The organism is Niastella soli, from assembly GCF_017742245.1.
Taxonomy (GTDB): domain Bacteria; phylum Bacteroidota; class Bacteroidia; order Chitinophagales; family Chitinophagaceae; genus Niastella; species Niastella soli.
Genome location: NZ_JAGHKO010000001.1, coordinates 69,424 through 95,260, shown reverse-complemented (window position 1 = coordinate 95,260; position 25,837 = coordinate 69,424). Strand labels below are relative to the sequence as shown.

21 protein-coding genes are annotated in these 25,837 nt (G+C 44.2%); 14 read left to right on the top strand and 7 right to left on the bottom strand.

The genetic code is table 11. The annotated features are described in order from the left end of the window. Nucleotides 1-69: 69 nt before the first annotated feature. Entirely contained in the window at nt 70-1,314 is a 1,245-nt protein-coding gene (locus J7I42_RS00395) for a WD40 repeat domain-containing protein (protein WP_209136782.1), read from the bottom strand. Between the two features lie 244 nt (nt 1,315-1,558). Between J7I42_RS00395 and J7I42_RS00390 the strand changes: the two genes are divergently transcribed. Continuing rightward, entirely contained in the window at nt 1,559-1,909 is a 351-nt protein-coding gene (locus J7I42_RS00390) for a TfoX/Sxy family protein (RefSeq protein WP_209136781.1), read from the top strand. Here J7I42_RS00390 and J7I42_RS00385 read toward each other — a convergent pair whose 3' ends face one another. Beyond that, on the bottom strand, nt 1,910-3,748 hold the full coding sequence (locus J7I42_RS00385) for a WG repeat-containing protein (protein ID WP_209136780.1): 1,839 nt from the start codon (nt 3,746-3,748) through the stop codon (nt 1,910-1,912). A 168-nt stretch (nt 3,749-3,916) separates the two neighbouring features. Between J7I42_RS00385 and J7I42_RS00380 the strand changes: the two genes are divergently transcribed. The 3 genes from J7I42_RS00380 to J7I42_RS00370 are packed head-to-tail and all read left to right on the top strand — an operon-like array spanning nt 3,917 to nt 7,452. Beyond that, nucleotides 3,917-5,479 carry a sensor histidine kinase gene (locus J7I42_RS00380; protein WP_209136779.1) on the top strand — a complete coding sequence of 521 codons (1,563 nt, stop codon included), beginning with the start codon at nt 3,917-3,919 and terminating at the stop codon, nt 5,477-5,479. After that, entirely contained in the window at nt 5,457-6,140 is a 684-nt protein-coding gene (locus J7I42_RS00375; RefSeq protein ID WP_209136778.1) for a LytR/AlgR family response regulator transcription factor, read from the top strand. Before J7I42_RS00380 ends, J7I42_RS00375 begins: the two co-directional genes overlap by 23 nt. Nucleotide 6,141: 1 nt before the next feature. Next, nucleotides 6,142-7,452 carry a serine hydrolase gene (locus J7I42_RS00370; protein ID WP_209136777.1) on the top strand — a complete coding sequence of 437 codons (1,311 nt, stop codon included), beginning with the start codon at nt 6,142-6,144 and terminating at the stop codon, nt 7,450-7,452. Nucleotides 7,453-7,546: 94 nt separating this feature from the next. On the opposite strand, the gene J7I42_RS00365 is transcribed toward J7I42_RS00370, so the two are convergent. After that, entirely contained in the window at nt 7,547-8,707 is a 1,161-nt protein-coding gene (locus J7I42_RS00365) for an alginate lyase family protein (protein WP_209136776.1), read from the bottom strand. A 251-nt stretch (nt 8,708-8,958) separates the two neighbouring features. Here J7I42_RS00365 and J7I42_RS00360 point away from each other — a divergent pair, with 251 nt between their 5' ends. The 7 genes from J7I42_RS00360 (at nt 8,959) to J7I42_RS00330 (ending at nt 16,096) form a co-directional block, all read left to right on the top strand. Further along, on the top strand, nt 8,959-11,589 hold the full coding sequence (locus tag J7I42_RS00360; RefSeq protein WP_209136775.1) for a sigma-54-dependent Fis family transcriptional regulator: 2,631 nt from the start codon (nt 8,959-8,961) through the stop codon (nt 11,587-11,589). A 181-nt stretch (nt 11,590-11,770) separates the two neighbouring features. Further along, nucleotides 11,771-12,526 carry an SDR family oxidoreductase gene (locus tag J7I42_RS00355; RefSeq protein ID WP_209136774.1) on the top strand — a complete coding sequence of 252 codons (756 nt, stop codon included), beginning with the start codon at nt 11,771-11,773 and terminating at the stop codon, nt 12,524-12,526. Between the two features lie 54 nt (nt 12,527-12,580). Further along, nucleotides 12,581-12,784, top strand: coding sequence for a hypothetical protein (locus J7I42_RS00350; RefSeq protein ID WP_209136773.1), 204 nt, complete (start codon nt 12,581-12,583; stop codon nt 12,782-12,784). A gap of 51 nt (nt 12,785-12,835) precedes the next feature. Next, nucleotides 12,836-13,786, top strand: a complete 951-nt coding sequence (locus J7I42_RS00345; protein WP_209136772.1) for a hypothetical protein — start codon at nt 12,836-12,838, stop codon at nt 13,784-13,786. Between the two features lie 14 nt (nt 13,787-13,800). Beyond that, a complete protein-coding gene (locus J7I42_RS00340; RefSeq protein WP_209136771.1) occupies nt 13,801-14,574 on the top strand; it encodes an alpha/beta hydrolase in 774 nt (257 codons plus the stop codon). Between the two features lie 37 nt (nt 14,575-14,611). Further along, nucleotides 14,612-14,953 (top strand): YciI family protein, encoded by a 342-nt coding sequence (locus J7I42_RS00335; protein ID WP_209136770.1) that lies wholly within the window; start codon nt 14,612-14,614, stop codon nt 14,951-14,953. Nucleotides 14,954-15,373: 420 nt separating this feature from the next. After that, on the top strand, nt 15,374-16,096 hold the full coding sequence (locus J7I42_RS00330) for a polysaccharide deacetylase family protein (RefSeq protein WP_209136769.1): 723 nt from the start codon (nt 15,374-15,376) through the stop codon (nt 16,094-16,096). On the opposite strand, the gene J7I42_RS00325 is transcribed toward J7I42_RS00330, so the two are convergent. Next, the gene (locus J7I42_RS00325) at nt 16,093-16,566 is read right to left on the bottom strand and encodes a nuclear transport factor 2 family protein (protein WP_209136768.1); all 474 of its coding nucleotides are present in this window, start codon (nt 16,564-16,566) and stop codon (nt 16,093-16,095) included. The genes J7I42_RS00330 and J7I42_RS00325 overlap by 4 nt on opposite strands. A 74-nt stretch (nt 16,567-16,640) precedes the next feature. Between J7I42_RS00325 and J7I42_RS00320 the strand changes: the two genes are divergently transcribed. Continuing rightward, nucleotides 16,641-17,201: a sugar O-acetyltransferase gene (locus tag J7I42_RS00320; protein WP_209136767.1), complete on the top strand. Its 561-nt coding sequence runs from the start codon at nt 16,641-16,643 to the stop codon at nt 17,199-17,201. Nucleotides 17,202-17,244: 43 nt separating this feature from the next. Here the strand turns inward: J7I42_RS00320 and J7I42_RS00315 are convergent, their stop codons facing one another. Continuing rightward, entirely contained in the window at nt 17,245-18,051 is an 807-nt protein-coding gene (locus tag J7I42_RS00315; RefSeq protein ID WP_209136766.1) for a class I SAM-dependent methyltransferase, read from the bottom strand. A gap of 61 nt (nt 18,052-18,112) precedes the next feature. On the opposite strand from J7I42_RS00315, the gene J7I42_RS00310 reads away from it, so the two are divergent. Continuing rightward, nucleotides 18,113-19,936 (top strand): ABC transporter ATP-binding protein, encoded by a 1,824-nt coding sequence (locus tag J7I42_RS00310; protein ID WP_209136765.1) that lies wholly within the window; start codon nt 18,113-18,115, stop codon nt 19,934-19,936. A 7-nt stretch (nt 19,937-19,943) separates the two neighbouring features. On the opposite strand, the gene J7I42_RS00305 is transcribed toward J7I42_RS00310, so the two are convergent. Further along, nucleotides 19,944-21,845, bottom strand: coding sequence for a S9 family peptidase (locus tag J7I42_RS00305; protein ID WP_209136764.1), 1,902 nt, complete (start codon nt 21,843-21,845; stop codon nt 19,944-19,946). Between the two features lie 171 nt (nt 21,846-22,016). Here J7I42_RS00305 and J7I42_RS00300 point away from each other — a divergent pair, with 171 nt between their 5' ends. Continuing rightward, the gene (locus tag J7I42_RS00300) at nt 22,017-23,195 is read left to right on the top strand and encodes a hypothetical protein (protein ID WP_209136763.1); all 1,179 of its coding nucleotides are present in this window, start codon (nt 22,017-22,019) and stop codon (nt 23,193-23,195) included. A 116-nt stretch (nt 23,196-23,311) separates the two neighbouring features. Here J7I42_RS00300 and J7I42_RS00295 read toward each other — a convergent pair whose 3' ends face one another. After that, entirely contained in the window at nt 23,312-25,831 is a 2,520-nt protein-coding gene (locus J7I42_RS00295) for an Hsp70 family protein (RefSeq protein WP_209136762.1), read from the bottom strand. Between the last annotated feature and the right edge of the window lie 6 nt (nt 25,832-25,837).

The following is a 25,837-nucleotide window of genomic DNA, read 5'->3' as shown; positions in this document are numbered from 1 at the left end:
GTTTAGTGTGAGTTAGCAATTGTGTGCGCCCTTGTGTAATAGCTTTCCTCCGGGAAAGCTATTTTTGTTTTACCATACCAGTGGCTCTGGTTCGTTTTTCCAAAAAATTACCCTGAACTCTTCATTAATATTGCCATTGCCAATGGTGTGGTCATCGGGTTGTTCGCCATTGAGTTTCAATTTATGGACCATGCCCGAACCGGAAGCCACCCATAGTGTTTTTTCATCTTCAGAAAGTGTCATGCCGGTAATGATGGAACCAATAAAATAGCTCCAGCTCTTTTTGCCTTCTTTATCGAATGCCTGAAGATTGCCATGGGCATCGCCAAAAATGTAGTGTTCAGCGGTGGTAGCTGCTGCATACACCCGGCAGCTGTTATCGATAATGGTATGGCTGTCGTCCCCTCTTTTGATGGTATGAATGCCAGTAGCAGGAACACTGATGGTAGTGCCATCGCACGAATGGCAGGAGTTCAATAGGATCTGTTGACCGTCCTTGGAAAATAAAGCATAGTGTGGGTAAGAAGAGTGCGGGTCGATTGTTGCAATGTGATTGCCATCCCGGTTTAAGATGCGGTGCGCCGAAGTTTGATCGCCCACTACAATAAGGCTATTGTCATAGGATAAGGCAGCATGTTCCATATCTATATAAGAACTCCAGTCCTTATCTTCCAGGTCAGGAACGGGATGTATCATGGAGTGCCCCTGCGTAGTGAGCAGGTAAATGCCTTCAGATGAAATGAGCAATACGGATAGTCCGTCGTTAAAAGGAATAAGCTGTGAAATAGGTAACACTACAACTGGTGGCAATTTAAATTCAAAGATCTTCCTGCCCTCCCAGTTCTTATAGGTAGTTATGGAATTGGTTTTTGCAATGGCATAAATATTATTCAGGTGCGAGCGGCCAATGGCCCGGATGGAATCGGAAAGCTTTTCAATATTTCTGTTAGTGAGCACATACGCCTTTCTTTTTTCATAGGCCGAGCCTATAACAAAGGCGATGGTGTCCTCATTTATGTAACAGAGGTTTTCTATGTTTTGCCCCTGTTCCTGAATGATGTTTATAAATGGGGCATATGCCGGTGGGTAAGAAGCTCTAAAGGTGTCGATGGTCCCTTCTCTATTAGCTTTTTTTAAAAGTGCCAATACTTCCAGCGCCAGCTCATCCCGCTTATCTGCCGGTTCTTTTCCCATCCAGTCAGGCATACCATGTTCCTCAATAAATGCCTGGTGTGCATTTATCTCTTTAGCATATGAATGTCCCTGTATGTTCCACTGTGATTCCAATAAATAATTATTGTCTGCTAAATTCATGCAGGCTGTTACTTTTTATTTCCCGAAATGTGACTTGAGCGATGGCTGGTTATCGTATTGAATTAGTGCTGCAAACCGTAAAACTAAAACAAGATTTCAGATATTATATTAATAACTTAATAAGTGTGTTAATTTGGTCGATAAGTGTGCATTTTTAGCCTATAAGCGTGCATAGCAACAGCACCGATTGAACACTTTTTCGTATTTTCCAGTGACCTTTTTGTAATAACTCAAATTAGTTTTAATGGCCTACGATATTAAACTGGCAGACAGAATACGGGAATACCTTGTTCAGTTTCCCAAACTAAAGATTGAAGAGAAGAAAATGTTCAGAGGGCTTACATTTATGATAAACGGTAAAATGTGTGTTAGTGTAAGTGGGGAGAATCTGATGTGCCGGTTCGATCCTGTTTTGCAGGAGGAGGTGGCTGAGAAAAATGGTTTTCAACCCATGGTCATGAGAGGAAAGGAATATAAAGGTTATTGTTACATTTATCCGGAAGGATTTAAGTCAAAAAAGGATTTTGAGTACTGGGTTGGTTTATGTGTTGCCTTTAATGAAAAAGCTAAATCATCGAAAAAGGGGAAAAAATGATTATAATTTGTAGTAGGGACTCATTGCGTCTATTGGATAAATGTTTCTTATAAACCAGAATTGCGCCGGGTTTACCTTGCCATTGATGATATTGCTATAGATCACTGATTCTTCTGATGGTGATGTTTTATCATAGTATATAAGTGCTGCCCTGATCTTTGTTGAAAACTCTCCCTGGTATTTGGGGATTTTGAATTGCCAGTATGTATTGGGCTCCAGCGTCACCTGTCGATAGCTATTACCACACTTGCTACCAGGTAAATATTCTATATCTATCCATTCACCTTTTTCGTTTTGCGCCTGCAGATCCATGTATAGCCTGCTGTCTTGTGCCTCGAATCTTATAATGTCATCGGTCGTATTACTAAGATACAATTTGTAGCCGGCATAGTGGTGGGCAAATGTGTCTATGGCAAGCGTGTCAATTATTATACTGAATTGTTTGTTGGGAAAATGGAGGGAGGAGACTGTTCCGTCACTGTTGAGGTTACCGGTTGGATGTTTTGGCAGTAAATAGGTAACAAAATACCCCCGGTTCATATAGTCCAGATTAAGTGGTATAATGCGGGAGGTGTTTTCTTTTTCCTGCCATATGATGTTTCCTTTTTTGTTGAGATAAGTGAGTTTGTCGTTTACGAGCGCCTTTATAATGCCATTTATGAACCCGTTCTTATCAAAGCTCTCAATAACAGGATTGATAACTACGCTGCCTTTCAGATTGGCAACCCCATAACGATTCCCGCTGATATTATAATCATTGTATTTTTTAAAGAAGAAATACCCGTCAACTATTCCAACATAATCGATTTCCGAATAGGCAGGTTGTACAAGGTAGTTGCCGTTTGTATCAATGATGCCGACCTCTTTATTTTTTTCTACAATGGCATAACCATTCCGGAACGAAAAGCCAGGGATTTTATCATAGGTATTTGTCCCTACCTGTTTAAAATTTCTATCTACAAGAATATAGTTTTGATTCTGTCGCCTTACAAATGCTCTTCCATTTGAAAAATCTGTTACCTCTTCAACCGCAGGGTCGTTTAATACCGCTTCGCCTTTCAGATTTATGTATCCGGCATAGCTTTTTTCGGTTGAACGGAGGCGCATTTTAGCGTATCCATTATGGAACTCTCCGGCTATAATGGCATTGTTGGCGTTTTGTCTCGTAAACACAAGTTGCCCTGTTGTGTCAATTACCCCCTCTGTAATGCTGTCTGTTTTTACCCGGGCATAACCTTCAAAGAAAGGGTTGATGGTATAATGTTTTTCAAATGGTACAATGTAATTCCCATTGGTATCAAGAAGCGCGTTTATATTGTCTGGGTATTTATTATCAGGCAAATTGAATGCCTTGAGAATGCCGGACCAGGTATAATGAATGGATCTAAAGACCGTGTCAATGATCAGTTTTTTTGTGACCATGTCTATTAGGCCCTGTTTCTTTGATTGGGTGGTTAGAATAGCCTTGCGGGGATTTATAGGCCTAACTTCGTTGTAAACAGCAGGTAAGGCAGCCTTTCCGGTTTTGTCAATGAAGTAGGACTGTCCGTTTTTATAAACCAGCGCCAGTCCATTATTAAAACCGTAGGCCAGGTCAAATTCGGGTTGAATAACAAATTTTCCCTGTTCATTAATATAACCGTAACGCCCGTTTGGCCTCACCGCCGCCAATCCCTCCGAAAAGTCAGTTCCATTATGGAAAACAGGTTTTATTACTACTGCACCTGTATTATTAATATAGCCAACCTTTCCATCTTGTACAATGGTATAAAGTGTCTTAGTTTGACCAAATGAGAGCTGGATGATCAGGGTGGAAAGCAGTGATAAAACGGTTTTCATAACGGCTGGTTAAAATCAAAGTGATTAGGGAACCAAAATGCACAAATTACCCCGGTTTTACAACTGATGAGCCGGATATTTTCTGATCTCATCCCTTTTTTGCGGGTTTTATCACATTTACGACTAACGTATGGAAGTATGATTTAATCTTGTTGAAAATTAACCGGCATGAAAATCAGATGGCGGGAACATGAAATTATCTTTATTGCCCTGTTGGTTATCATCCAGATAATCGTATACCTGAAGGAACTTTATTATGCATCATTAGGTATTATAGAGATCGATTATGCAAAGGGTTTCAGGGAGGCAGGATTGGGGTTTGTATATTGGAAACAAGTGTTTTTACCACAATTATCGGCTGTATTGTTGGTGTTTGCCGGCTATTTGTCGGTGAACCTGGTCATAATTCCATTGATAAAAAAGATCTCTTTCGATGATATAGAACGAATTTTTTCAAAAAACATATTTTTAGCCGCCATTGCTATCATCTGTACCAGTTACCTGTTGGCATTAGGCGCAAATGTTATATCTTATTTTGCCAGGCCGCATCAGTTTTCCTATTGGGGACACCCGTTCCTGGCCTGGTTTGGTTATAATGACAGGCCCTTGTCGAATGTATTCCAGGGATTTGGAAATAGCACAGGCACGGTCATTCGGTTTACTGCGTTGGCGGGTTTGCGTGAATTTATCTGCTGGCTCATCGGGCGGCCGGGTGGTAAAAGGGAATTCAGGGTGCTGGTTACAAACAATATAACGCCCCTGTTCTTTATTTACCTGCTGGTATTGACTGTGTTAAACCCGCTGCACGAGGACTTTCTGCTGTATTTTGGCTGTATTACCCCGGTGTTCCTCGTATATTTATTTACCACTTTCTGGATCTTTCCATTAAAAAGAGACGCTTCTTTTCTGCATGCACCGGTACTTAAAAGGATCCTGTTCACTACATTTCTGTGCTCTTTACTTTCCAAGTTTGCCTTTAAACATGACAAGGCAATGCTTTTCTATAGTATGTATTGGGCTTTCCTTTTATTGGCGGTGGTACCACTCAGTTGGCTCTTATATCAACAACGTAAAAACCAGATCCTGCAATTGAAGGGAATGGAAACCGCACTGGCTAAGTCTGACGCAAATCTTCAAATGCTGCGTTCTCAGATAAACCCGCATTTCCTGTTCAATGCCCTGAACACCCTGTATGCCACTGCGCTGCAACACGATTCGGAGCGAACGGCTGAAGGAATTCAACAGTTGGGCGATATGATGCGGTTTATGCTGGAAGATAATACGAAGGAGTTCATCCCGATGGAAAAAGAAATGGATTATCTTAAAAATTATATCAGTCTGCAAAAGTTGCGGGTCTTGTCATCACCTGAGATCCGGATAGAAGAAAACCTGGAAGAAGTTCGTTGTCAACACCTGGTGGCGCCTATGCTTTTTATCCCTTTTGTGGAAAATGCTTTTAAACATGGCATCAGTGGAAAGGAAAGATCCTGGATCTTTATTAAAATGGAATGTAGTGATAAAGAGCTCCTGTTTGAAGTAAGGAACAGCATTCACCGGCGGGTTGATCTGGAAGCCGGAAGAACGGGGATTGGATTGCAGAATGTAAAAGGCCGGTTAAGCCTGTTGTATCCACAACAACATGAGTTGTTGATACAGGAGAAGGATAATGAGTTCATTGTTCGGTTACATCTTAAAATACAAAACAGCCATGTTGCAAGCGATCGTAATTGATGATGAGCCCAAGGCCCTGGAGGTAATACGGGAGCTGACCCGGAAAGTAACTTTCATAGACGTAAAAGGGTACTTCACAGATGCTTTTGACGCATTGGGATTTATGCAGCAGAACGTGGTCCAACTGGTTTTTCTCGATATCAATATGCCCGATATTTCCGGGATCCAGTTTGTTAAAACCATGCCCGATCCACCAATGATCGTTTTTACCACCGCCTATAGTCAATATGCGGTAGAAGGTTTTGAATTGAATGCGATCGATTACCTGTTGAAACCATTTTCACTGGCCCGTTTCCTGATGGCCTGCAATAAGGCTTATGAGCAATATCAATTAAGACAAAAGAAACCGGTAACCCTCCCGGCTGTATTCATTAAAAGTGGGTACGAACAGGTGCGGGTAGAACTGGAAGAAGTGCTGTATGCAGAAAGCTGTGGCAATTATGTTCAGTTTGTAACTACCGGTCAAAAGATAGCTTCCCGGCTTACGATGGGGGAGGCGGAAGCCTTATTACCCGCCAGTCATTTCATTCGAATACACCGTTCTTATATCGTTGCCCTCAAACACATCACCAAAATTGATAGAAGGGCGGCCTGGATTGGTAAAGGGGAACTACCAATTGGGCCTGCTTACCTGTCAGAAATTGATAAGAAAATAAAATAACATGAAACATCTTGTTCTTTTTTTGTTGGCCCTCGGGTCAATGGGGAATACTATTGCCCAGTCAAAACAATTGGATGAACTGGTGAACGCTTATGCGAAAGTAAACCAATTCAATGGCGCGGTACTTGTAGCACATGGCAACCGCATTCTATACGAAAATGCATTTGGAGTAAAGGATGCTGCCCGGCAAACGAACAATGATACCAATACGCTTTTCAGGATCTACTCCGTTACCAAAACATTTACTGCTACAGTTATTTTTAAATTGATAGAAGAAAAGAAATTGTCGCTCGATGACCGGTTAAGTAAATTTTACCCTGACTTTCCAAAGGGCGACAGCATCACCATTCAACACCTGCTGATGCATAAATCCGGTATTTATGATTATGCCCGGGGAAACGATATGAAAGATCAATCGGAAGCCAGCTTTATCCGTTTTCTATCTGCTAAACCATTGGAGTTTTCCCCCGGGAAAGGCTGGGGCTACAGCAACTCGGGTTATTGGTTGTTGGGGTATATCATTCAGAAAGTAACTGGCATTACTTATGAAGAAGCGGTTAGACGCTATATTTTCCTGCCCTGCAAAATGGACCATAGTGGTTTTGACTTCAAGACACTGCAGCATAAAAATAAGGCGACGGGTTATGAATTGTTTGCCAGTGGGCTAAAAAAGGAAGCGGAGGATCTTGATCCGCCGGGGCCCTATGCTGCCGGAGCGATCTATTCAACGGTAGGTGATCTGTATCGCTATTATAAAGCTCAACAGGCATTTAAATTGATCAGCCGGCAGTCGTTAAACATAGCCTGGACGCCAGACACTATCAACAAACATTATGGTTTTGGCTGGCAGCTAGATAGTATCCATGGTAGAAAGGCTATTTCTCATGGTGGGGGCGGGCCGGGGTTTAAAAGCATTCTTTACTTTATACCGCAAGACAGTATTTGCGTGGTGCTGCTAAATAATAATGAGGTTTCCAACCTGGATGTCTTAAACCATTCAATCTGTAACCTTCTTTACGGGAAGAAATACAATATCCCAATCGATATAGCGGTGGACAGTTTCAAACTACAGCGGTATGTAGGTCATTATGTATTTGCGCCAACCTTTTCGTTAGATATAACTGTGGAAGGAGGAAAATTGGTTGCCCAGCCTGTAGGCCAGCCAAAGCACGTGATGCTGGCGGAAAAGGAAAATTATTTTTATGCAATAGAACATGACGTTTCCCTGGAGTTCTTAGTAGACGAAAGCGGGGTATGTAACGAAGCAGTACTGCGCCAACGGGGTGATGAACATCATGGGAAGCGGCAATGATTGATCGGAGGAACGCAGATATTGATATACAAGCAAAAGCCCCGACGCGATGGTCAGGGCTTTTTTATTATGCACAGAACGTATTTACAAACAATTACAGACCGGCCACATTAAAGTGGGTGTAAGAGGTGAAGCCCAGGAATGTTCTGTCGTTAGGCCATCCCAGTGGGTCCTGTAACTCTCTTAATGTTTTCAGGTTGGCAGTTTTATAATAGTTATACGCTACTTCAGTACCTGGGAATACAGGGCTGCTGGTAGAGCATTTGTCGCAGCCTGCATTGTGATTATAGGCTTTGAGCATATAATCATATCCTTTGCTCAACAAGTTGGAGCCTTGCGTGAACAATGAGTTGTCACCCTGAATTCTGGCCAGCTCTGCGGCATAAGCAAAAGCCGTTAAAGAATACTGGTAGTGCACACAGTCGTTACGGTCGCAATATTCAGGAATGGTGCCATCAGATTGGATGATGATAGGTAAATGGGCCTGAATGATATTATAACCGTTTTGGTAAACTGTGGTGTTATCAAGGAAGATGCCTATACACATGCGGGCATAGCCAGCAGAGGCATTCCAGTTATTGTTATACGCTGGCGTATTATTGATGTAGCTGTTTTTTACCAGATCGATGTAACTCTTGAACTGATTGATATCAGCATCTGCCCAGCCGGAAGCTTTGCCAAATGCTTTATAATAGCGCAGGATCTCTGCTGCAGCAACAAAGCTGGGGGTAGTCCAGGATGCTTCCAATGAAGGTTGCAGGGCATTGGAGCCAGACAGTACCGCATAATTTTGAAAAGTGTATGACCAGCCGTTCAGGATGGCGATCGCCTGCTGGGCATATGTCATGGTACCGGTTTTGGCCCACCGTAATGCCAGCGCATAAGCTAATATGGCATCTTTTCTGATTTGACTTTTTGATTCGGTAGTAGCGCCGTTTGAACCTACTGTGACCGTTGCGAAGAATTTGGTAGGCAAGGGGTTCTCGTTAATGTAATCCAATACCTTGTTATAAGCGGCTAAGCGGACCGGATCGCCGCCATTTACTTCGGCACCAACCTGATCGAGGCTTGCTGCAGTGTTAAGGATACCAGGATGCACAAACGTAGTAATTGCTGCGATACTAACCGTAGATTCCTCTTTCGAAGAAAGTGTTTGTACTTGCGTGCTGTCCTCCTGCTTCTTACACTTTAATAATAATGTTGACAATGCCAGTAATGCAAGACCGGCAAACAGGGATTTCCCATTTTTTTTCATGATGGTAGTTGAAATTTTAATGTAACAGAATTTGTTAGTTGAAGAAGGTTTGGGGGAAGTGCAAATGTGTTGCCACACTTTACAAGTTTAAAATAAATGATGGATAATTTGATGAAAATGCGCTACGTCTTAACTACGTCAGCTCAAAATTCAGAGAGAATACCTTCATTTATACAAGCTTAATTTTTGTAACATAATTCGATCGTATTTTCCCTAACTTGCTAATTGTACCAGCTCCCCAAACGTATTTCATGAAGAAAGAAAATGATCAGGAAACTGAGCTTCTTGTTCCATCCAAAACGGCTCTGGAACAGGAACGAAAGATTTTATTAGCGCTTGGCACTGACATCGCCCGGGTCCGTGAAAAAACCGACCTGATCACGCTGTTCTCCAAACGGATCAGAAGCTTTTTCTACTTTACCCATACTATTGTCACGCTTATTGAAAGCAAGGACGAAACCTACACCCCCTTCCTGCTCGATCATGAACATTCCCCCATCTTTGGCCATAACAGGTACGGGGAAATGGTAGCAGCCCACTTTTCATTGAACGAGCCATTCATTCAGGCTGTTTTACAGGCAGATGGGCCGATCTCCTTTTTGTTGGAGGACATTATGGACAAGCCACAAAGCCCTGCCTTTCTACGGGTTAACTACGAGCGTGGAGTTCGGGAAATACTGATGACCACTTTGCGGAATGAAGAAAAGCCGGTGGGGTTTATTCATATTTATACCGACCGCGAAGATGGCTTTTCTGATGAATTCAGAAGTATTATTAAAGGCATTACTCCGCAGTTGGCCAGCGCCGTAGCCAATATCATCAAGAATGAAGAGATCCTGAACAAAGAGAAAGAAAAGTCATTCCTGCTCGATTTCAGCAGAGATATTTCTGCAGTAAGAACAAAGGAAGACCTGGCCTTTGCTGTAAATACAGGGTTAAGCAAGTTAAACGCTTTGCGGGGCTATGTAATTCGTAAAATAAACGAAGACGGGGAAAGCCTGAGTACTTATATCTATGATCCCGGTATCGCCAATTTTGATGACCCGGAATGGGTCGCGCTCACTACCGCCCGCTTTCCTTTAAACGATGGATTGCAGAGCCGGGTGCTGGAGAGTTATATCCCATTGTTGTTTAGTGTAGAACGGGAAGTGCAGCGGGGCATTACTTCTTCCTACCTGCATTACTGGAAAAAAGTAGGTTACAAAACAATGGTGGGGATCCGGTTACATTATGGCATCACCAATTTGGGCATTTTGTGGTTGGGTATTGAAGAGATCAATATCCAGTTATTACAGGGAATTTGTTTCCAGATCTCCGTTGCCATGGCCAACATTATGGCTAATGAGCAGGTAGAAAAGACGCAGCAGGAACAGGCCTTTCTGCTCGATTTCAGCAATGATATTGCGCAGCTGAAAACAAAGGCCGATCTGGAGACTGCTATTTTCAAGGTGCTGGGCAATGCCCTGCATTCCAAACTATCTATGATCCGGCTCATTGCCGACGATGGCGTCACCATGCCTGCATACATGTTCGATAATACGTTGTTTGTAAAGGCCGGGATCACATTTGATCAAATGGCTAATAGTGTGATCACTATCGACGAACCCTATACGGCACAGGTGCTGGCCAGCCAGGATGGCGTGGTGTTTAATATAGAAGAAGAATTAAAAGGCGGTAGTGCTTATGCCAAATTATGGGAAACCACCGGTTTGAAAAATGTGTATGCCCTGCCGCTGCGGGCTGGTAATAAGGTCCTTGGTACAATCTGGTTGCATTCCGACTGGCTAAGCCAGTTGGTGTTGCGGGGTATTTGTGCACAGATCTCCGTTGCCATTGCAAATATCCAGGCCAATGAAAAATTACTGGCTTATAAAAAACAACTGGAAGTAGAGAATGATTATCTGAAAGAGCAGATCAAAACTATTTATAATTTTTCAGAGATCGTTGGTACGGGTGAAGCCATGCAGGAAGTGTACCGGCTGATGTCGATTGTGGCGCCTACCAATTCTACAGTACTGGTACTGGGGGAAACGGGTACGGGTAAGGAACTGATTGCACGTGCCCTGCACAATGCGTCGCCCCGTAAGGATAAACTGATGGTGAAGGTAAATTGTGCTGCCCTGCCCACCAACCTTATAGAAAGTGAATTGTTTGGACATGAGAGGGGCGCCTTTACCGGTGCGCTTGACCGGCGTATTGGTAAGTTTGAGCTGGCCAATCACAGTACGTTGTTCCTGGATGAAATTGGAGAATTACCACTGGAAGCCCAGTCAAAATTACTACGTGTTATCCAGGAACGAGAACTGGAGCGATTGGGTGGCAAACAAACCATTAAAGTAGATGTGCGGTTGATTGCGGCTACCAATCGCAATCTGGAAGAAGAAGTAAAAGCTGGCCGTTTCCGCGCCGACCTGTATTTTCGATTGAATGTTTTTCCTGTTAATCTACCTCCTTTGCGTGATCGTCAGGAAGACATAGAACCGTTGATCCATTTCTTTGTTGACAAATTCAGTAAGAATACCGGCCGAAAGATCAGGAAGGTGTCACCCAAGGTAATACAGCAATTACGCAGTTACTCCTGGCCGGGTAATGTGCGGGAACTGGAGCATCTGATTGAACGCAGTGTGCTGCTGAGTACTGATGGGGTATTGCAGGATGTATTTATTCCCAAACAAACGGCTACCGATAAACAAGACCTTTCCTTTATTCTAAATCGCACCCTGGAAGAAGTGGAGCGTGGTTATATAGTGGAAGTATTGAAGCGATGTGCCGGTAAGATCTCCGGACCGGGCGGCGCTGCTGAATTGCTGGATGTCCCCGGCAATACGTTACACTCCAAAATGAAAAAACTGGGCATTACCAAAGCCGAGTATTTTGCCTGAGGATCATTAAACCCGTACTCCCGGTTTTTCACTACATTTAGTGTAACCGCTCGTGTTTTCACTAAATGCAGTGAAAAATTATTAGGCTATTCGTCCTTACCTTATTGATTTTCATTTGATTAATTGATTGGCATGTCGTTGGAATCTATATAGGCATCCAAAACAATTAAAAAATATAGTTATGAAAATCGTAGTAATCGGAGGCACAGGCCTTATAGGAAGTAAAGTTGTTGCACATCTTCGCCAATGGGGGCACCAGGTAATTGCCGCTTCGCCCAACACCGGTGTAAACACAATTACCGGCGAAGGATTGGCCGAAGCAATGAAGGATACAGATGTAGTGGTAGACCTGGCCAACTCGCCTTCTTTTGAAGATAAAGCCGTAATGGAGTTCTTCCAGACTGCCGGTCATAATTTGCTGGCCGCAGAAATAAATGCCGGCGTAAAACACCACGTAGCGCTTTCAATTGTAGGCACTGACGAAATGCAGAACATCGGTTATATGCGTGCAAAACTGGTGCAGGAAGACCTTATCAAAAAATCTGGTGTGCCCTATACCATTGTTAGAAGTACTCAATTCATGGAGTTCCTGGGTGGTATTGCCGGCGAAGCTACCCGCGATAACGAAGTACACCTCTCCGCTGTACAATTTCAACCCATTGCTGCCAATGACGTAGCTATGTTCGTGGCCAAAGCCGTTGTAGAAAAACCGCTCAACGGTATTATGGAAATAGCCGGCCCTGAACGTTTCAAAATGTATGAAATAGTAGAACGTTACCTGAAAGCTATAAATGATCCCCGCCCTGTAATCCCAAATGGCGCATCCCGCTACTTTGGTGGAGATATCAATGATGGTTCCCTGGTCCCTGCCGGTAAAGCGAGCCTGGGAGAGCTCAACTTTGAAAAATGGATTGCCTCTCAACTGGTAAAAGCATAAAATGGTTTTGTCTGGTTTGCTGCAGTATTATTATTCATTCTAAAATCCAACGCCATGCTGTTTGATTATTTGCATCCTTTTAAGCTGAACACGCGGGCAAAAAGCCAGGAGCCTACAATAGTTAGGTTACATGCGCCTGCACACGATACCATGGAAGGGGCCGAGTTCCTGGACGATGCACTTCGTTTTGAGGACGAACTGCCGCTTATGCAAACGGAAGTAAGCATTGCGGCCGGAAGCCCTGAAAGATTGTTATAAGTATTTCGTGATGCCCTGCCATTAATCATCGCTCACTGATCAATTAAAATTATGAACGTATTACACCATACGCCTGAGACCGCTTTGCTATTAGCGAAAATAGCTGATACCATCAGGGAATATCAGGACCCGGTTGACCGGTACCTGCAGCAGAGTGGGGAGTATGAAGTACTGAACCCGCTGCAGAATGCCGGTGAAACGGGAACTCAGCATGTGGAAGCATATTTTCCTTCCACGTTCTGGGATAGGCTTGGAATACGTCATGTAATAACAAATATTCACCACAGCAAAACGGCATCCCAGGGCCAATGGACAACAACAACGGAGACGGTTTCTTTTAGACGGGGTCACATGAGAAATGAAGGGTGTGTTGACGTGCTTACAAAATACTTCAGTAACTGTTCCATTATACAGTTTGCTGATTATGTAAGCGTGAAAGAGGCGGCGGGCTTTTGGGATGGCCTTTTTGCTGATGTGATAAAAAATGCAATTGAAAAACGGACCATTGAATACATTTTCCAGTTAGGTGATATTACCGGAAGGACAGTTTTTGAAGTAGATGAAGTGCTTGATATAATTGGTCAGTACAACAAACATGGCAGAGTTACCCTGGTAATGGATGAACAGGAAGCGCTTAAATTATGGGACCTGTTATGTGGGATCCATTACCCGGCTTCAACAAAGGAAAAATTCCAGCTCCAGTTCAATACCATGCGTATTGATACCCTGTTGGTTTTTTATAATAATGGCGTTCTTCAGTTTTCGAAAAAAGAACAATTCGAGTTCGCTGGCCGTACCCAAAACATAAATACGTACCCACATGGCCGGGAGTTCTTCCTGGCAGGATATCGATTGGGATTGTTACTTCACCTGACTATCCCGCATGCAATTACCCTGGGCCTGGCCGTTTCAGGAACATACCAGGCAAATGCAGCCGTACCCACCTCCCGTACATTGTTAACTTATATCAACGATTGGGTGTCTACCATTTCAATAATCTAAAAAAAACACCAGTTATGTTCAGTTTTAAGCAAATCATGTCAGCCGTGATGCTGGCAGCAGTTATCTTTTTGTTTTCACTTCCTGTACAATCACAACAGGTTTCAAAAGGAGTAAAAAATATAGTGTTGGTCCATGGCGCATTTGCCGATGGTTCCAGTTGGGCAAAGGTTATTCCTGTATTACGCGCCAAAGGTTATAATGTTATTGCTGTGCAAAACCCGCTCACTTCACTGGCAGATGATGTGGCTGCTACCAAACGGGTCATTGCATTGATGGATGGACCGGTACTGCTCGTAGCTCATTCCTATGGCGGTGTGGTGATCTCGGAAGCAGGCAACGACCCCAAGGTGGCTGGATTATTGTACGTATGTGCCCTGGTCCCTGAAGATGGGCAATCTGCAGAAGATGTAACAAAGCGGGTGCCGCCCGCACCTGGCAGTGGTGAGTTTAGACCGGATTCTTTTGGTTTTTTAACTATCTCATCAAAAGGTATTCACAATTATTTTGCCCAGGACCTTTCTCCCAATGAAAGAGAGGTTGTTTTTGCCACTCAGGTGCCATGGGCCATAAAAGGCACCGCTGAAAAAATAACTACTGCCGCCTGGAAGAATAAGCCATCCTGGATGGTTATCGGCTTAAACGATCAAACAGTACCACCCGCCTTGCAACAGCAGGAAGCAAAAATGACAAAGGCAACGGTGATAGAACTAAAATCAAGTCACGTTCCAATGTTGTCGCAACCCGATAAGGTATCTGCCTTTATTATTAAAGCTGCAGGCACATTATAAATGAACTCAACAAACACAAATCCTAAAATAAAGAAACATGCAGGAGTTTTTAATCGCGATCCACCGGGATCTTACCAGCAAACATCCCGTACCAACACCCGAACAAATGAAAGAGGCGTTTAAACCCTACCAGGACTGGATTGCCGGTATTGCATCCAGCAACAGGCTGGTAGCGCCACCCAAAAGATGGGATGTCGGCGGAAGAGTGATCACTGCTGATAGTATCGAGGAAGGGCCCTATGCCGAAAAGAAACATTCTATTGGCGGCTTGTTCCTGATAAAAGCAAAAGATTATGCGGAAGCGGTAACAATTGCCAAAGAGTGCCCCATTATTAAATATGGTGCTGTAGTTGAAGTACGCCAGGCTATTGTAGCCTGATCAGGGTTTGATAGATAGACATAGCCCCCGACGGTATTGTTGGGGGCTTTTTGTCATTATAGCGGTTAATGCATTGAAAATGAGGGAGTATTGTATGGTTGTCTGGTATTGATCTCCCTGTATTGTCCTTAAAAATAGGTCTCTGTATCTGCTTTATATTCATGCTGTTAGTAAAGATATCCCGGAGATATCCCGGAGATGTCCCAGGGGTGTCCCGGTGATATCTCACCTCTTATTAGAGGCGGAATATCTCCGTAACAGGGCTCTTTTAACTGTAAGTCAGAACTTTAATTGGCATACTATTCTGGATAAGGAGAGGATGTCTTATTTATTGCGCAGGTATTAGAGCTTGACTGTACAGGAAAGTGCTTTGTTGTAAAGAGGTTATTTTAGAGGGAATTATAAACGTTTGTTGACGCCATGGTTATAAGATCATTCTTTCTTTTGTTTGTATTAATGCCGCTTGTGCTTCTTGCCCAAACACCCCCCAAAACAGTGGTATTAACCTTTGATGATGCGCCACAAAGTCATTATAGTTTTGTAGCGCCGCTGCTGAAACAGTATGGCTTTGGCGCCACGTTTTATGTTTGCGAGTTTCCGGGTGTGTATCCCGACAGTTCTATCAGCCTTAACTGGCGGCAGGTGGGCGCGCTTAATAAAATGGGTTTTGAAATTGGCAACCATACCTGGCACCATAAACATGTACCCAAGTTAAAGGAAGAAGAGCTGATAAAAGAGCTGGCTTATATAGAACAAAAAGGGGATTCATTGGGCATTCCTAAAATGACCAGTTTTTGTTATCCGGCTTATGTTACCGATACGCTGGCTGTACGCGTATTGAAACAAAGAGGGTATACCAACGCCCGCACCGGGAACGACCGGCCCTATGACCCAACGACGGATGAACCTTTCTATATTCCGAGCTATACCATCAGCAAAGCAAACAAGGACCTTTTTTATAAAGCATTACAGGATGCAAAAGACGGACAGGTCACCGTGTTCTGTTTTCATGGGGTGCCCGATAACCCACATCCCTGGGTAAGTACCGAGCCCGAAACATTTAAGGAATACATGCAGTATTTGCACGATCATCACTATCGGGTGATTGCCATGCGGGACCTTAATTTTGTGCCTGCCCATTAATGCAAACTGATAACCCGGGTAATTTTCCATTGACCGTTTTCGTGATGCCAGATATGAATGAACCGGGCATATTGGGAGTCGCCTGTATCATTTTTATTACGGAACCGGTGATACCCCATTTCCACTGCGCCATAGTTTTTGATGGGGTACACTTCAATGCTTCCCTTTAACAATTCGCGGGTAACTTTGCCGCAGATATTGTTTTTTAACGCTTCTATCAGCGCTTTTTTGGATTTCATAACCCCACTCCGGTCGTGATAAAATTCAAGATCATCGGAGATTATTTGTTCCTGTACATCCAGCCTGCAATTGTTATAAGAGTCTTCCCATACGCTGTCCATATGAACAATGCTATCGTACAATTCTTTTGATTCAGGTTTATAGGGTGGAGCCTGTTGCTGTCCTTGGGCGCTGACTGTGGTGCCAGAAAATACAAAGGCAAACAGGAAGAACGTGGTTATAATTTTCATGATAGTGTTGATTAGACAGAACTAATTTAAACAAGCTGTCTCACATAAGGCACGATTTTTTCACGCCAAACAACATGAGAACAGAAAAAGAAAAAATGCTGGCCGGCGAGTTGTATGACCCGCTGGATGCACAGCTTTCTGAAGAAAGAGTAAAAGCCAGGCTTCTTCTTAAAGAACTCAACGACACAAGAGAAGATGAGACCAACGAGCGCAGCCAGTTGCTAAAAAAGCTTCTTCCAAATGCCGGGGAAGGTCTTTGGTTACAGCCCCCATTTTATTGTGATTATGGTTACAATATCAAACTGGGCGAAAAGGTTTTCTTCAACTTCAATTGTGTGGTGTTGGATGTAACGCATGTTACCATCGGTAGCCGCACGTTGTTTGGCCCTAATGTGCAGGTATATACCGCCACGCACCCCATGGACCATAAAGAAAGAGCTGCCGGGCTTGAGTTTGCCAAACCCATCACCATTGGGGAAGATGTATGGATTGGTGGCAGCGTAGTGATCTGTCCAGGGGTAAATATTGGCGACCGGAGCGTTATCGGGGCGGGCAGTGTAGTAACAAAGGATATTCCAGCGGATGTATTTGCCGCCGGAAACCCCTGTAAAGTTATACGACCGTTGACGCAATGATATAATTGCTACTCGTTCCGCAAAGTCTTCATTGGATTGGCCACTAATTATTACGCCCATGGATGCCCCTTAATACCAGGCGCATGCTTTGCGCTTCCGTATCACACCAATGTTTATACTCACTGGCCGCCTGTATACGCTGTGCTTCAGAAACATAGCCATCGGCTACCATTTGCTTACCGCGGGTTTCCGCAACAACCGCCCAGATGTTCACGTGTTGTAAAAAGCCTGTTTCAGGCTGTTGATGATATTCGGAATGATCGGCATTGTAACAAATTTCCAGACCGTATTCCTTCATTATGTCACCTGTATGAATGGCGATCTGATTATCCATTCCGGCATCGCTTCGCCATTTCAGGAATTGTTCATAAAAAAACTGCATACTGGCAGGAGGTTGGGGTTGCCAGGTAATGGCTGTATGGTCATAATCGAGCACACAAAGTAAACCATTGGGCTTTAAAAGTGTTTTCATTTTTCGGATCAGGTCCTGGGGATTGGCAACCCATTGTAACGTACGGGCCGTAGTGATCACATCAAAAAGATAGGGTGGGTTATAGTCCAGGATATCACCGGCAACGAAGTGTAAATTTTTTATATTCGAATAGGTGTCTGCCGCCTGTTGAATAAGGGCTTCGCTGCGGTCGATGCCAATCACTGTTCCGGTTGGGCCTGTAATGCCGGCAATACCGTGGGTGATGGCGCCGGAACCACAGCCTGCATCCAGCACGGTTTGGCCTGGGGACAATACAGTCAGCAGATTGGCATTGGAGGCGGCCAGGGAGCGTTTGTCAAGCACGGCGTTAGTACCGCTGGGCATGGCAGCCCGATCTTTTGAAAGGGAATCGTTCATGGTTTGTTGTATCAATAGGAAAAGTTATTGAATCGTATTTTGCATTTAAATATAATTGATTTTGGAAAGAAAAGGCGCTGCAATAGAAGAAGTAACATTAAAAGACCGGTTTTCCGCTTTAAGTAATCTGCCGCAGTTTTTCAAATTGGTGTGGCAGACGAGTCGGGTTTTCACGATCACCAGTGCGCTTATCCGCATAGTTCGTTCGGCCATTCCTGTTGCTATTTTATATGTTGGAAAATTAATCATTGACCAGATCGCACACCCTGGTCAGGGTGGTGTTTCCCACAATTATTTGTGGGAATTGGTAGTTGTGGAATTGACCCTGGCAGTCCTTTCAGATGTATTAGGACGTGCTACCGCGTTAATTGATAGTTTGCTGGGGGACAGGTTCGCCAATTTTACTTCCATCAAAATTATGCACCATGCGGCCACGTTAGACCTGGAGCAGTTTGAGGATTCTACTTTTTATGATAAACTGGAAAGGGCTCGCCAGCAAACGGTGGGAAGGACCGTATTACTGTCACAAGTATTAAGCCAGGTGCAGGACCTGATCACGGTAGGTTTTCTGGCAGCGGGGTTGGTGGTGTTCAACCCCTGGCTTATTCTCATTCTTATTATTGCGGTGTTGCCTGCCTTTTTGGGTGAGGCCCATTTTAATGATAAAACGTATTCCCTTAGCAGAAGACAAACCCCTGAGCGTCGAGAGCTGGATTACATGCGTTACATTGGCGCCAGTGATGAAACGGCCAAAGAAGTAAAACTGTTTGATCTGTCGGGGTTTTTAATTGACCGTTTTAAGCAGTTGTCGGATAAATTTTACAAGGATAATAAACAACTGGCCATCAAACGATCGATATGGGGTGCCGCTTTTTCGCTTTTTGGTACCTGTGGCTATTATGGTGCGTTTGTATTTATCGTTTATAAAGCGGTGCAGGGAACCATCTCCATAGGTGATCTCACTTTCCTGGCCGGTTCTTTCAGACAGTTAAGAGGTTTGCTGGAAGGTATCTTAACGCGTTTTACCGCCGTGTCGCAAGGCGCCATTTACCTGAAAGACTTTTTTGAATTCTTTCATATACAGCCAAAGATCGTTCATGCTGGAAAATCATTGCCTTTCCCGGACCCAATCAAAGAAGGATTTGTATTTGAGAATGTAGGATTTAAATATGTGAATTCAGAAAACTGGGCCAACAGGCACCTGAGTTTTACCATGGCGGCGGGTGAAAAGCTGGCGCTCGTTGGCGAGAACGGCGCGGGGAAAACAACGTTGGTGAAGTTGCTGGCCCGATTGTATGATCCTACGGAGGGGAGGATCCTGCTGGACGGACACGATTTGCGTGACTACGATTTAGTGGAACTGCGCCATAATGTGGGCGTTATCTTCCAGGATTATATCCGGTATCAAATGACGGTTGCTCAAAATATTGCGGTGGGTAATATTGGTGAAAAAGAAAATATCGGATTAATTGTGCAGTCAGCCAAAAAAAGCCTGGCCGATCTATTGGTGCAAAAGTTGCCGGGCGGTTATGAGCAACCGTTGGGCAAACGCTTTAACCAGGGTGTTGAACTTTCGGGCGGGGAATGGCAAAAGATCGCATTGGCAAGGGCCTATATGAAGAATGCCCAGTTGTTGATCCTGGATGAGCCGACAGCCGCGTTGGATGCCCGGGCTGAATATGAAGTGTTTCAGCGTTTTTCAGAACTGACCAAAGGGAAAACGGCCGTATTGATCTCTCATAAATTTTCCACTGTTCGCATGGCCAATAGAATTCTGGTACTTGATAAAGGAGAGCTCCTGGAGATAGGCACCCACCAGGAGCTCTTACAAAAAAATGGCCGCTATGCAGAGTTATTTAATCTGCAGGCGAAGGGATATCAATAGTGTTGTATTAGAAACTTTTCTTGTCATTGGCCGGGTTATTACCGCTGCCAAGATATTTTTCACAAAACTCCAGCGTTACCCGCGCCGCTTTTATTTGATTTTCCTTTTTTCTGAAGCCATGGCCTTCGTCGGGGAAGAGTACATATTCTACTGGTGTTCCATTCTTTTTGGCGCCGGCAACAATTTCATCACTTTCTACCTGCAACACCCGGGGATCGTTAGAACCTTGTAATACCAGTAAAGGAGTTTTTATCTTGTCTGTATTGAACAGGGGAGAAATAGACCGCAGGCGCACTGAATCGGTGACCGGGTCGCCAATTTCTTCGTATAGTGCCTTGCGAAAGCTTTCCCAATAGGCGGGAACGCTTTGCAATGTTCTTAACCAGTTGGTGACGCCAAAAAGATCAACGCCTACCTTAAATTCTGTGGGGTATTGAATGATACCTGCCAGTGACATAAAGCCGCCGTAACTGCCGCCATAAATGCCGATACTTGTAGGATCGATATAAGATTGTTGCGCCAGCCATTTTTTGCCCCATACGCAATCTTTCAGGTCTTTATCGCCATGGTTCCTATTGTCCATTTTATAAAAGCTTTTACCATAACCACTGCTGCCCCTGTTGTTTACGGCAAAGATGGCATAGCCATGGTTCACGAAATATTGAATGGACTGTGAGTAACCGGCTACGCTTTGTCCGCCGGGGCCGCCATGTACCCAAACCAGTGCAGGTACTTTATGACCGGGTGAAGCGATCTTTGGCTTATAAAATATGGCTGGTATTTCAAGGCCATCGAACGATTTAAAACGTATTACCTGTGCATCTACCAGGTCATTGGGGTCAATCTCAGGATTAAGCGAAGTGGTTAGTTTGTCCAGCTTTAAGTTGGCAAAGTTGTAAGAATAAAGATTGAGTGGCGACCGGTCGCCCCCAACCTGCAGCACCATATTTTTTTCGGTTGGAGAAATGATCACACTCTGTACATATCCTTCTTTGAGGGCGGGGAATGGCAATTTTTTACCGGTCTTGTGATCGAACAGCAAGGTCTTGTTCCTGCCGTCCTCATTAACGCCAATCACGCGGTACTTGCCATTTTCGCTGATGTACATATACCTGACATCCCATTTGTCGGAAAATATTTTTTGTTGTTTTCCCGAAGCGATATCATATTTAATCAGATAGTCAAACTCACTGCCATTGTTGGTGGCGTAATAAAAGGCGCTGTTATCGAGTTCAAAGCTTTGTGGTGAATAGGTGGATTCCGTTTCGGCAGATAGTTTTTTGAGCTCATTGGTTTTACGGTTGAGCAAATACATTTCGTTTTTATCGGTGGTAATGGTTTGGGTTAACACCAGCCAGTTTTCGTCAGGTGAAATGCTGGCTACGTCCAGTCCTTTTTCATTTTGATACAGCAGGCTGGGTTTCCAGTCGCTGATGCTCATTTTATACAGGTCAAAGAAACGGGCATCGCGCAGGTTGCTGGTATAATAGAAGGCAGTTTTTGGATGGTCCCAGCCAACGAAACTGGCTTTTTCCTTTGTGCCTGGTGTTAAGTCGGTAACGGTACCGTCTGCTTTTTGCATATAGATATGAGAATTCTCATTGCCTCCTTTGTCGGCCGAATACAGGAAGTCGTTACTACCGGGTATATAGTCGATGGAGAAATAAGATTCCTTTTCCGAGCTGGTCAAGGGCTTTTTTTCTTTGGTAGCGAGATCGATCTCGTATACATTGAAGATGTTGGTGCTGTTGTCGGTGACAAGTATTTTATTCTCGGCTTTATTAAAATTACCGCCGCCGAAGGCGATCGTTTTATAGAATTGCTCAATTGTATATTGCTTAACAGCTGTTTGGGAATAGCTGCCAACAGCAAAGAAGATCAGGACAAACGCAGTCAGGACTGGCTTCATGGTATTTGTTTTAGTGTGATAATTTACAATTTCTTTTTGTAAGCAAACCTGGGTTTTCAAATACCTGTTTTCAATCATATATTAAATTGTTTCGATTATATATAGCGGTGGGCTATTGTATCTGTAGGTAATTATGTGTATTTTTCGCCGTTTGAATTACAATCGACCCTGATGCAATATTTATCACCAGCCAAGTTTACCGGAGAATCCACCTTCTCACCCCTCGATAAAAAAGCCATTCAATTAGCAAGGAAAAAGCTGTTTGCCGACCTGGAGTTGGGTGGGGAAACAACGATTGAATTGAATGGGGTGCACTTTTCCAAAAATGATATCATACTGTATTTTGAAGACCTGTTGAAAGAAGATGTGCTGAGTTATCACAATGCGGTAGGGGGAGACGGGATCTTGCTGCGTTTTCTGGAAGAGGCAAAGATTGAGAAGAAAGAGCGGTTTCAAACCAATCCTCTGTATGAAAATGAACAGTTTATACAGTGGATCAGCCCTTTTTTCAGTGATTCCTTCAAAACTTTCATGGAAGGCTGTCTGCTGGGGGAAACGGAAGAGGACTCAATGATCGCTATGCTCGTTAATCCTTTGCTGATGACTGGGAAGGACCTGGAGCAGGCCTGGGAATCAGTATCCCGGATCATTTTGAACAACATAGCCATTCTGGAACGCTTCGGGGAGATGGTTAAGGCCAAATACATGGATGGAAGCGTAGCGCCAACCCAGGCGAGGGACCTGATGGAATTCCGTTATATCAGGCTGCTTCAATTGCTGCCACAGGGCAGGTTTTCAGCCCTAAAGGATAAGTATGCTCATGCTATGCTGGTCACCTGTATTGCGATCTTTAATAGTCATATCAAGCATCGTAATCATGTGAGGACCTGGTTGGAGAATGCTGAATTGCTGGCTGATTCCGAAAGTGTGAAATCGGAGATCAATAAAAAAATGCAGGAGATGGAACGCATTCAAACGGCGTCGCCTGCTGCAGCTGCTCAGCGGAATAAGGAAGACTCTTCTTCAGGTGCTGGTGTGCTTAAGATTGCAGTAGTAGTTTTGATCTTTATAATAAGACTGGCTACCTGTAAATCCCATTCTTCCAATTACAGTAGTGGCTATGAGTACCAGCATTCGACACCCAAATACCAAATTGATACTTCTATTCTTAGAATATTACGCGAACAATCCAGACCAAAACACACAACTGAATCCGAAGGTGAGGCATCGAAGGATGAAGGGATAGTTGCTCCTCCAGACGACGGCATCTATAGACCCAAAAGTAACAATCACCTGGATACCTCAAAAGCATCCATCACTTATAAGATAAAACGGCATAAACACAAATAAGCTTTCTGTAGGAGGCTGTATCAAAAGTAAACGAGCGACTACCTGGTCCCATCAGGTATCAAAATACGAAAAGGCTGTCCCATTCATCGGGACAGCCTTTTCGTATTTTACAGGCACTAACCCCGCAGTCCGGTACCTTTAATAGATTCTTCCTGGTTTTTATCGATAAGCAGCTCATACATCCGGTAGACGATGCTCAGGATCTCATCAACGTTCTTTCTACCCAATGCTTCGTTGCCCCGGGCCTTCAATAACTTTATTTCATTAAGATTGCTGTAAGCGTCATCGGGTTTCATGGCATAATACATGTACAAACTGGTAACATAGGAAATATCCCGTTTCCTGATATTCCAGGAAAGGCGGTCCATTTCGCTGATCTTTAACCGCAGGTATTGCGTGCTGCAGTTGTTGAGCCAGGTGGCTTCCTCCGCATTCATCTTATCAAGACGTGCCAGCTGGTCATTGTCGCCTATTTGTTGCAGCATTTGCCGGTAGCCCTCCCTTTTTTCATAATACTCTTCTTTCAGTTCCAGCATGCGGTCACCTTTCTCGGCGGTGTCGATGATCTGGGACAGCCGTCTTTTTTGATCATCCAACTGGTATTTAGTGTCAGTTACATCATCTTGCGACAGCCGTTTTAGTTTCTCCTGTATAGTTTCCAGTTCCCGCAACGCTTGTTGCAAGTTGGCGCTCTCTTCGTACATTTCATTTTTCAACAGTTTGTCGAGCTGTCGTTTACCCAGGCGATACAGATAATCTGTTTCCTGCTGTAGCCTGGCTACGTTTACCGAACGGGCCGAAGGATTGAATACCTGTTTAAATTCTTCATCGATCATACTGATATAAGCCGTCACTGTTATATCCCGGCTTTCGCTGATCTCGAAAGTGAGGTCAATATCGGCGCCTTTTACCAGGTCAGATTTGAGATGCTGGCCGGTAATACTTACGATACCGATTGGCAGGTTCGATTGTGGCGAGGCATACCGGCTGCCCTCCAATACATTGATCAGCAACTGGTCGTCACTGCCTTTAACAATGGTCCTGCTTAAAGTTTTGGTGATCGATTTCTTGATGGGAAGAATGGCATTCCTTTCAAAGATCACTTCCAGGTGGGTAATATTATTTTCGGGATCGTCTACTTCCAAACAAACGTCGTGGGGCAGGGGCTGGCCGTAAATAGAAAATTTACCCTGTACAATGGTGATCTCAGGAATGGACAGCGGCAACGGAAAGCCCTGTTTGTCGAACAGTTTCAGACTGAAAATATTCAGCGTGTTTGGCAGCAGCAGCAACATTTCACTGATCTTTTCTGCTACTGGTTTAAGACCGCTGTCGAAGCCGCCGTCGGAACGGGTAATGCGGTAAGTACAACCGGCCGGTGCATTTTTAATGGTGGCGGCAAAATATTCTTCCGCATCCCGGCTGTTTGCCTGGTAAGCGGTTTTCACTTCGATGGAATCGGCCTGCGCGCTTTTGTTACCGGAACCTGTCGCCGCAGGTTGCTGGTTGACGGGCAACGGTTCCGCTTTGCTGGGTCTTCCGCCGGCATACCAGGCAGCGCCTTCTACAACTGCGGTAGTAGGATCGATAGAGGTATTTACTTTGATGCCGAGGTCCTGGCTCAACAGGGTGCGCACCAGGGGAATATAGGTGCTACCGCCTACCAGCACCACTTCTGTAATGGCTGAAGGCTCCATGTTGTTCCGGGTTAGCAGGTTTCTGATAAAAGCAATGGAGGCCAGTACCCGATCGCGGATGATGGCGTCGAACTGGTCGCGGCTTATAGAGAAATATACTTCATGTTCGTTGCCGGCTTCATCTTCAAAATCAAATTCAATATCTACAGAGGCATGGCTGCTTAAAGAGATCTTGGCCTCCTCTGCTTTATACAGCAATTGGAAATACAATTTATTGTACTTACCGTTTGCGCTTAACATCTTTGATGCCAGCTCCTGAATATTGTACTGGCTTTCCAGATAGGGGATGAATAATTTCGTAATGATCTCATTGTCGAAGTCTACGCCGCCAAAGAAATTATCACCTTCGTGGTCAAGCACCTTCATTTCATCATCCTGAATAACTACCAGGGCTACGTCAAAAGTACCGCCACCGAGGTCATATACGAGCCATTGTCCCTCCATACCCGATTTGCCTTCTTTGTTGGCGAACGCGAGACTGGCGGCAATGGGTTCCTGTAACAACAAAACTTCCCGGAACCCTGCGGCATAGCCTGCTTCCTTAGTGGCATTGCTTTGAATGGTATCGAAGCTGGCCGGGATGGTGATGACCACGCTGGCCGGCGATTCGCCGGTAAAGATGAAATTCTTTAACTCCTGCAGAACGATGGTGCTTAATTCGATGGGTGTTTTAAATGATCCGCTGTTGGGAATAAAAAAACTTTCCCCGGTGCCCATTTTTCTTTTAAAAGCCGCAAATACATTGGACGGGTCTTTTTCAACGTATTCCCGCGCTTTATCTCCAATAAGGATCCGGTCTTTCCTGAAGGCCACCACGCTTGGCAGAGTTACCTTCATGCCCGAAGGGTTTTTGAAAATATCCACACTCCCGTTATTTGCCCGGGCGATCAGGGAATTGGTAGTGCCCAGATCGATGGCAAAATTGATAGTCGATGACATATATGT

Coding starts and splice junctions, on each gene's coding strand:
- J7I42_RS00395 (WP_209136782.1), bottom strand. CDS start 1,314: ATGAATTTAGCAGACAATAATTATTTATTGGAATCACAGTGGAACATA.
- J7I42_RS00390 (WP_209136781.1), top strand. CDS start 1,559: ATGGCCTACGATATTAAACTGGCAGACAGAATACGGGAATACCTTGTT.
- J7I42_RS00385 (WP_209136780.1), bottom strand. CDS start 3,748: ATGAAAACCGTTTTATCACTGCTTTCCACCCTGATCATCCAGCTCTCA.
- J7I42_RS00380 (WP_209136779.1), top strand. CDS start 3,917: ATGAAAATCAGATGGCGGGAACATGAAATTATCTTTATTGCCCTGTTG.
- J7I42_RS00375 (WP_209136778.1), top strand. CDS start 5,457: ATGTTGCAAGCGATCGTAATTGATGATGAGCCCAAGGCCCTGGAGGTA.
- J7I42_RS00370 (WP_209136777.1), top strand. CDS start 6,142: ATGAAACATCTTGTTCTTTTTTTGTTGGCCCTCGGGTCAATGGGGAAT.
- J7I42_RS00365 (WP_209136776.1), bottom strand. CDS start 8,707: ATGAAAAAAAATGGGAAATCCCTGTTTGCCGGTCTTGCATTACTGGCA.
- J7I42_RS00360 (WP_209136775.1), top strand. CDS start 8,959: ATGAAGAAAGAAAATGATCAGGAAACTGAGCTTCTTGTTCCATCCAAA.
- J7I42_RS00355 (WP_209136774.1), top strand. CDS start 11,771: ATGAAAATCGTAGTAATCGGAGGCACAGGCCTTATAGGAAGTAAAGTT.
- J7I42_RS00350 (WP_209136773.1), top strand. CDS start 12,581: ATGCTGTTTGATTATTTGCATCCTTTTAAGCTGAACACGCGGGCAAAA.
- J7I42_RS00345 (WP_209136772.1), top strand. CDS start 12,836: ATGAACGTATTACACCATACGCCTGAGACCGCTTTGCTATTAGCGAAA.
- J7I42_RS00340 (WP_209136771.1), top strand. CDS start 13,801: ATGTTCAGTTTTAAGCAAATCATGTCAGCCGTGATGCTGGCAGCAGTT.
- J7I42_RS00335 (WP_209136770.1), top strand. CDS start 14,612: ATGCAGGAGTTTTTAATCGCGATCCACCGGGATCTTACCAGCAAACAT.
- J7I42_RS00330 (WP_209136769.1), top strand. CDS start 15,374: ATGGTTATAAGATCATTCTTTCTTTTGTTTGTATTAATGCCGCTTGTG.
- J7I42_RS00325 (WP_209136768.1), bottom strand. CDS start 16,566: ATGAAAATTATAACCACGTTCTTCCTGTTTGCCTTTGTATTTTCTGGC.
- J7I42_RS00320 (WP_209136767.1), top strand. CDS start 16,641: ATGAGAACAGAAAAAGAAAAAATGCTGGCCGGCGAGTTGTATGACCCG.
- J7I42_RS00315 (WP_209136766.1), bottom strand. CDS start 18,051: ATGAACGATTCCCTTTCAAAAGATCGGGCTGCCATGCCCAGCGGTACT.
- J7I42_RS00305 (WP_209136764.1), bottom strand. CDS start 21,845: ATGAAGCCAGTCCTGACTGCGTTTGTCCTGATCTTCTTTGCTGTTGGC.
- J7I42_RS00300 (WP_209136763.1), top strand. CDS start 22,017: ATGCAATATTTATCACCAGCCAAGTTTACCGGAGAATCCACCTTCTCA.
- J7I42_RS00295 (WP_209136762.1), bottom strand. CDS start 25,831: ATGTCATCGACTATCAATTTTGCCATCGATCTGGGCACTACCAATTCC.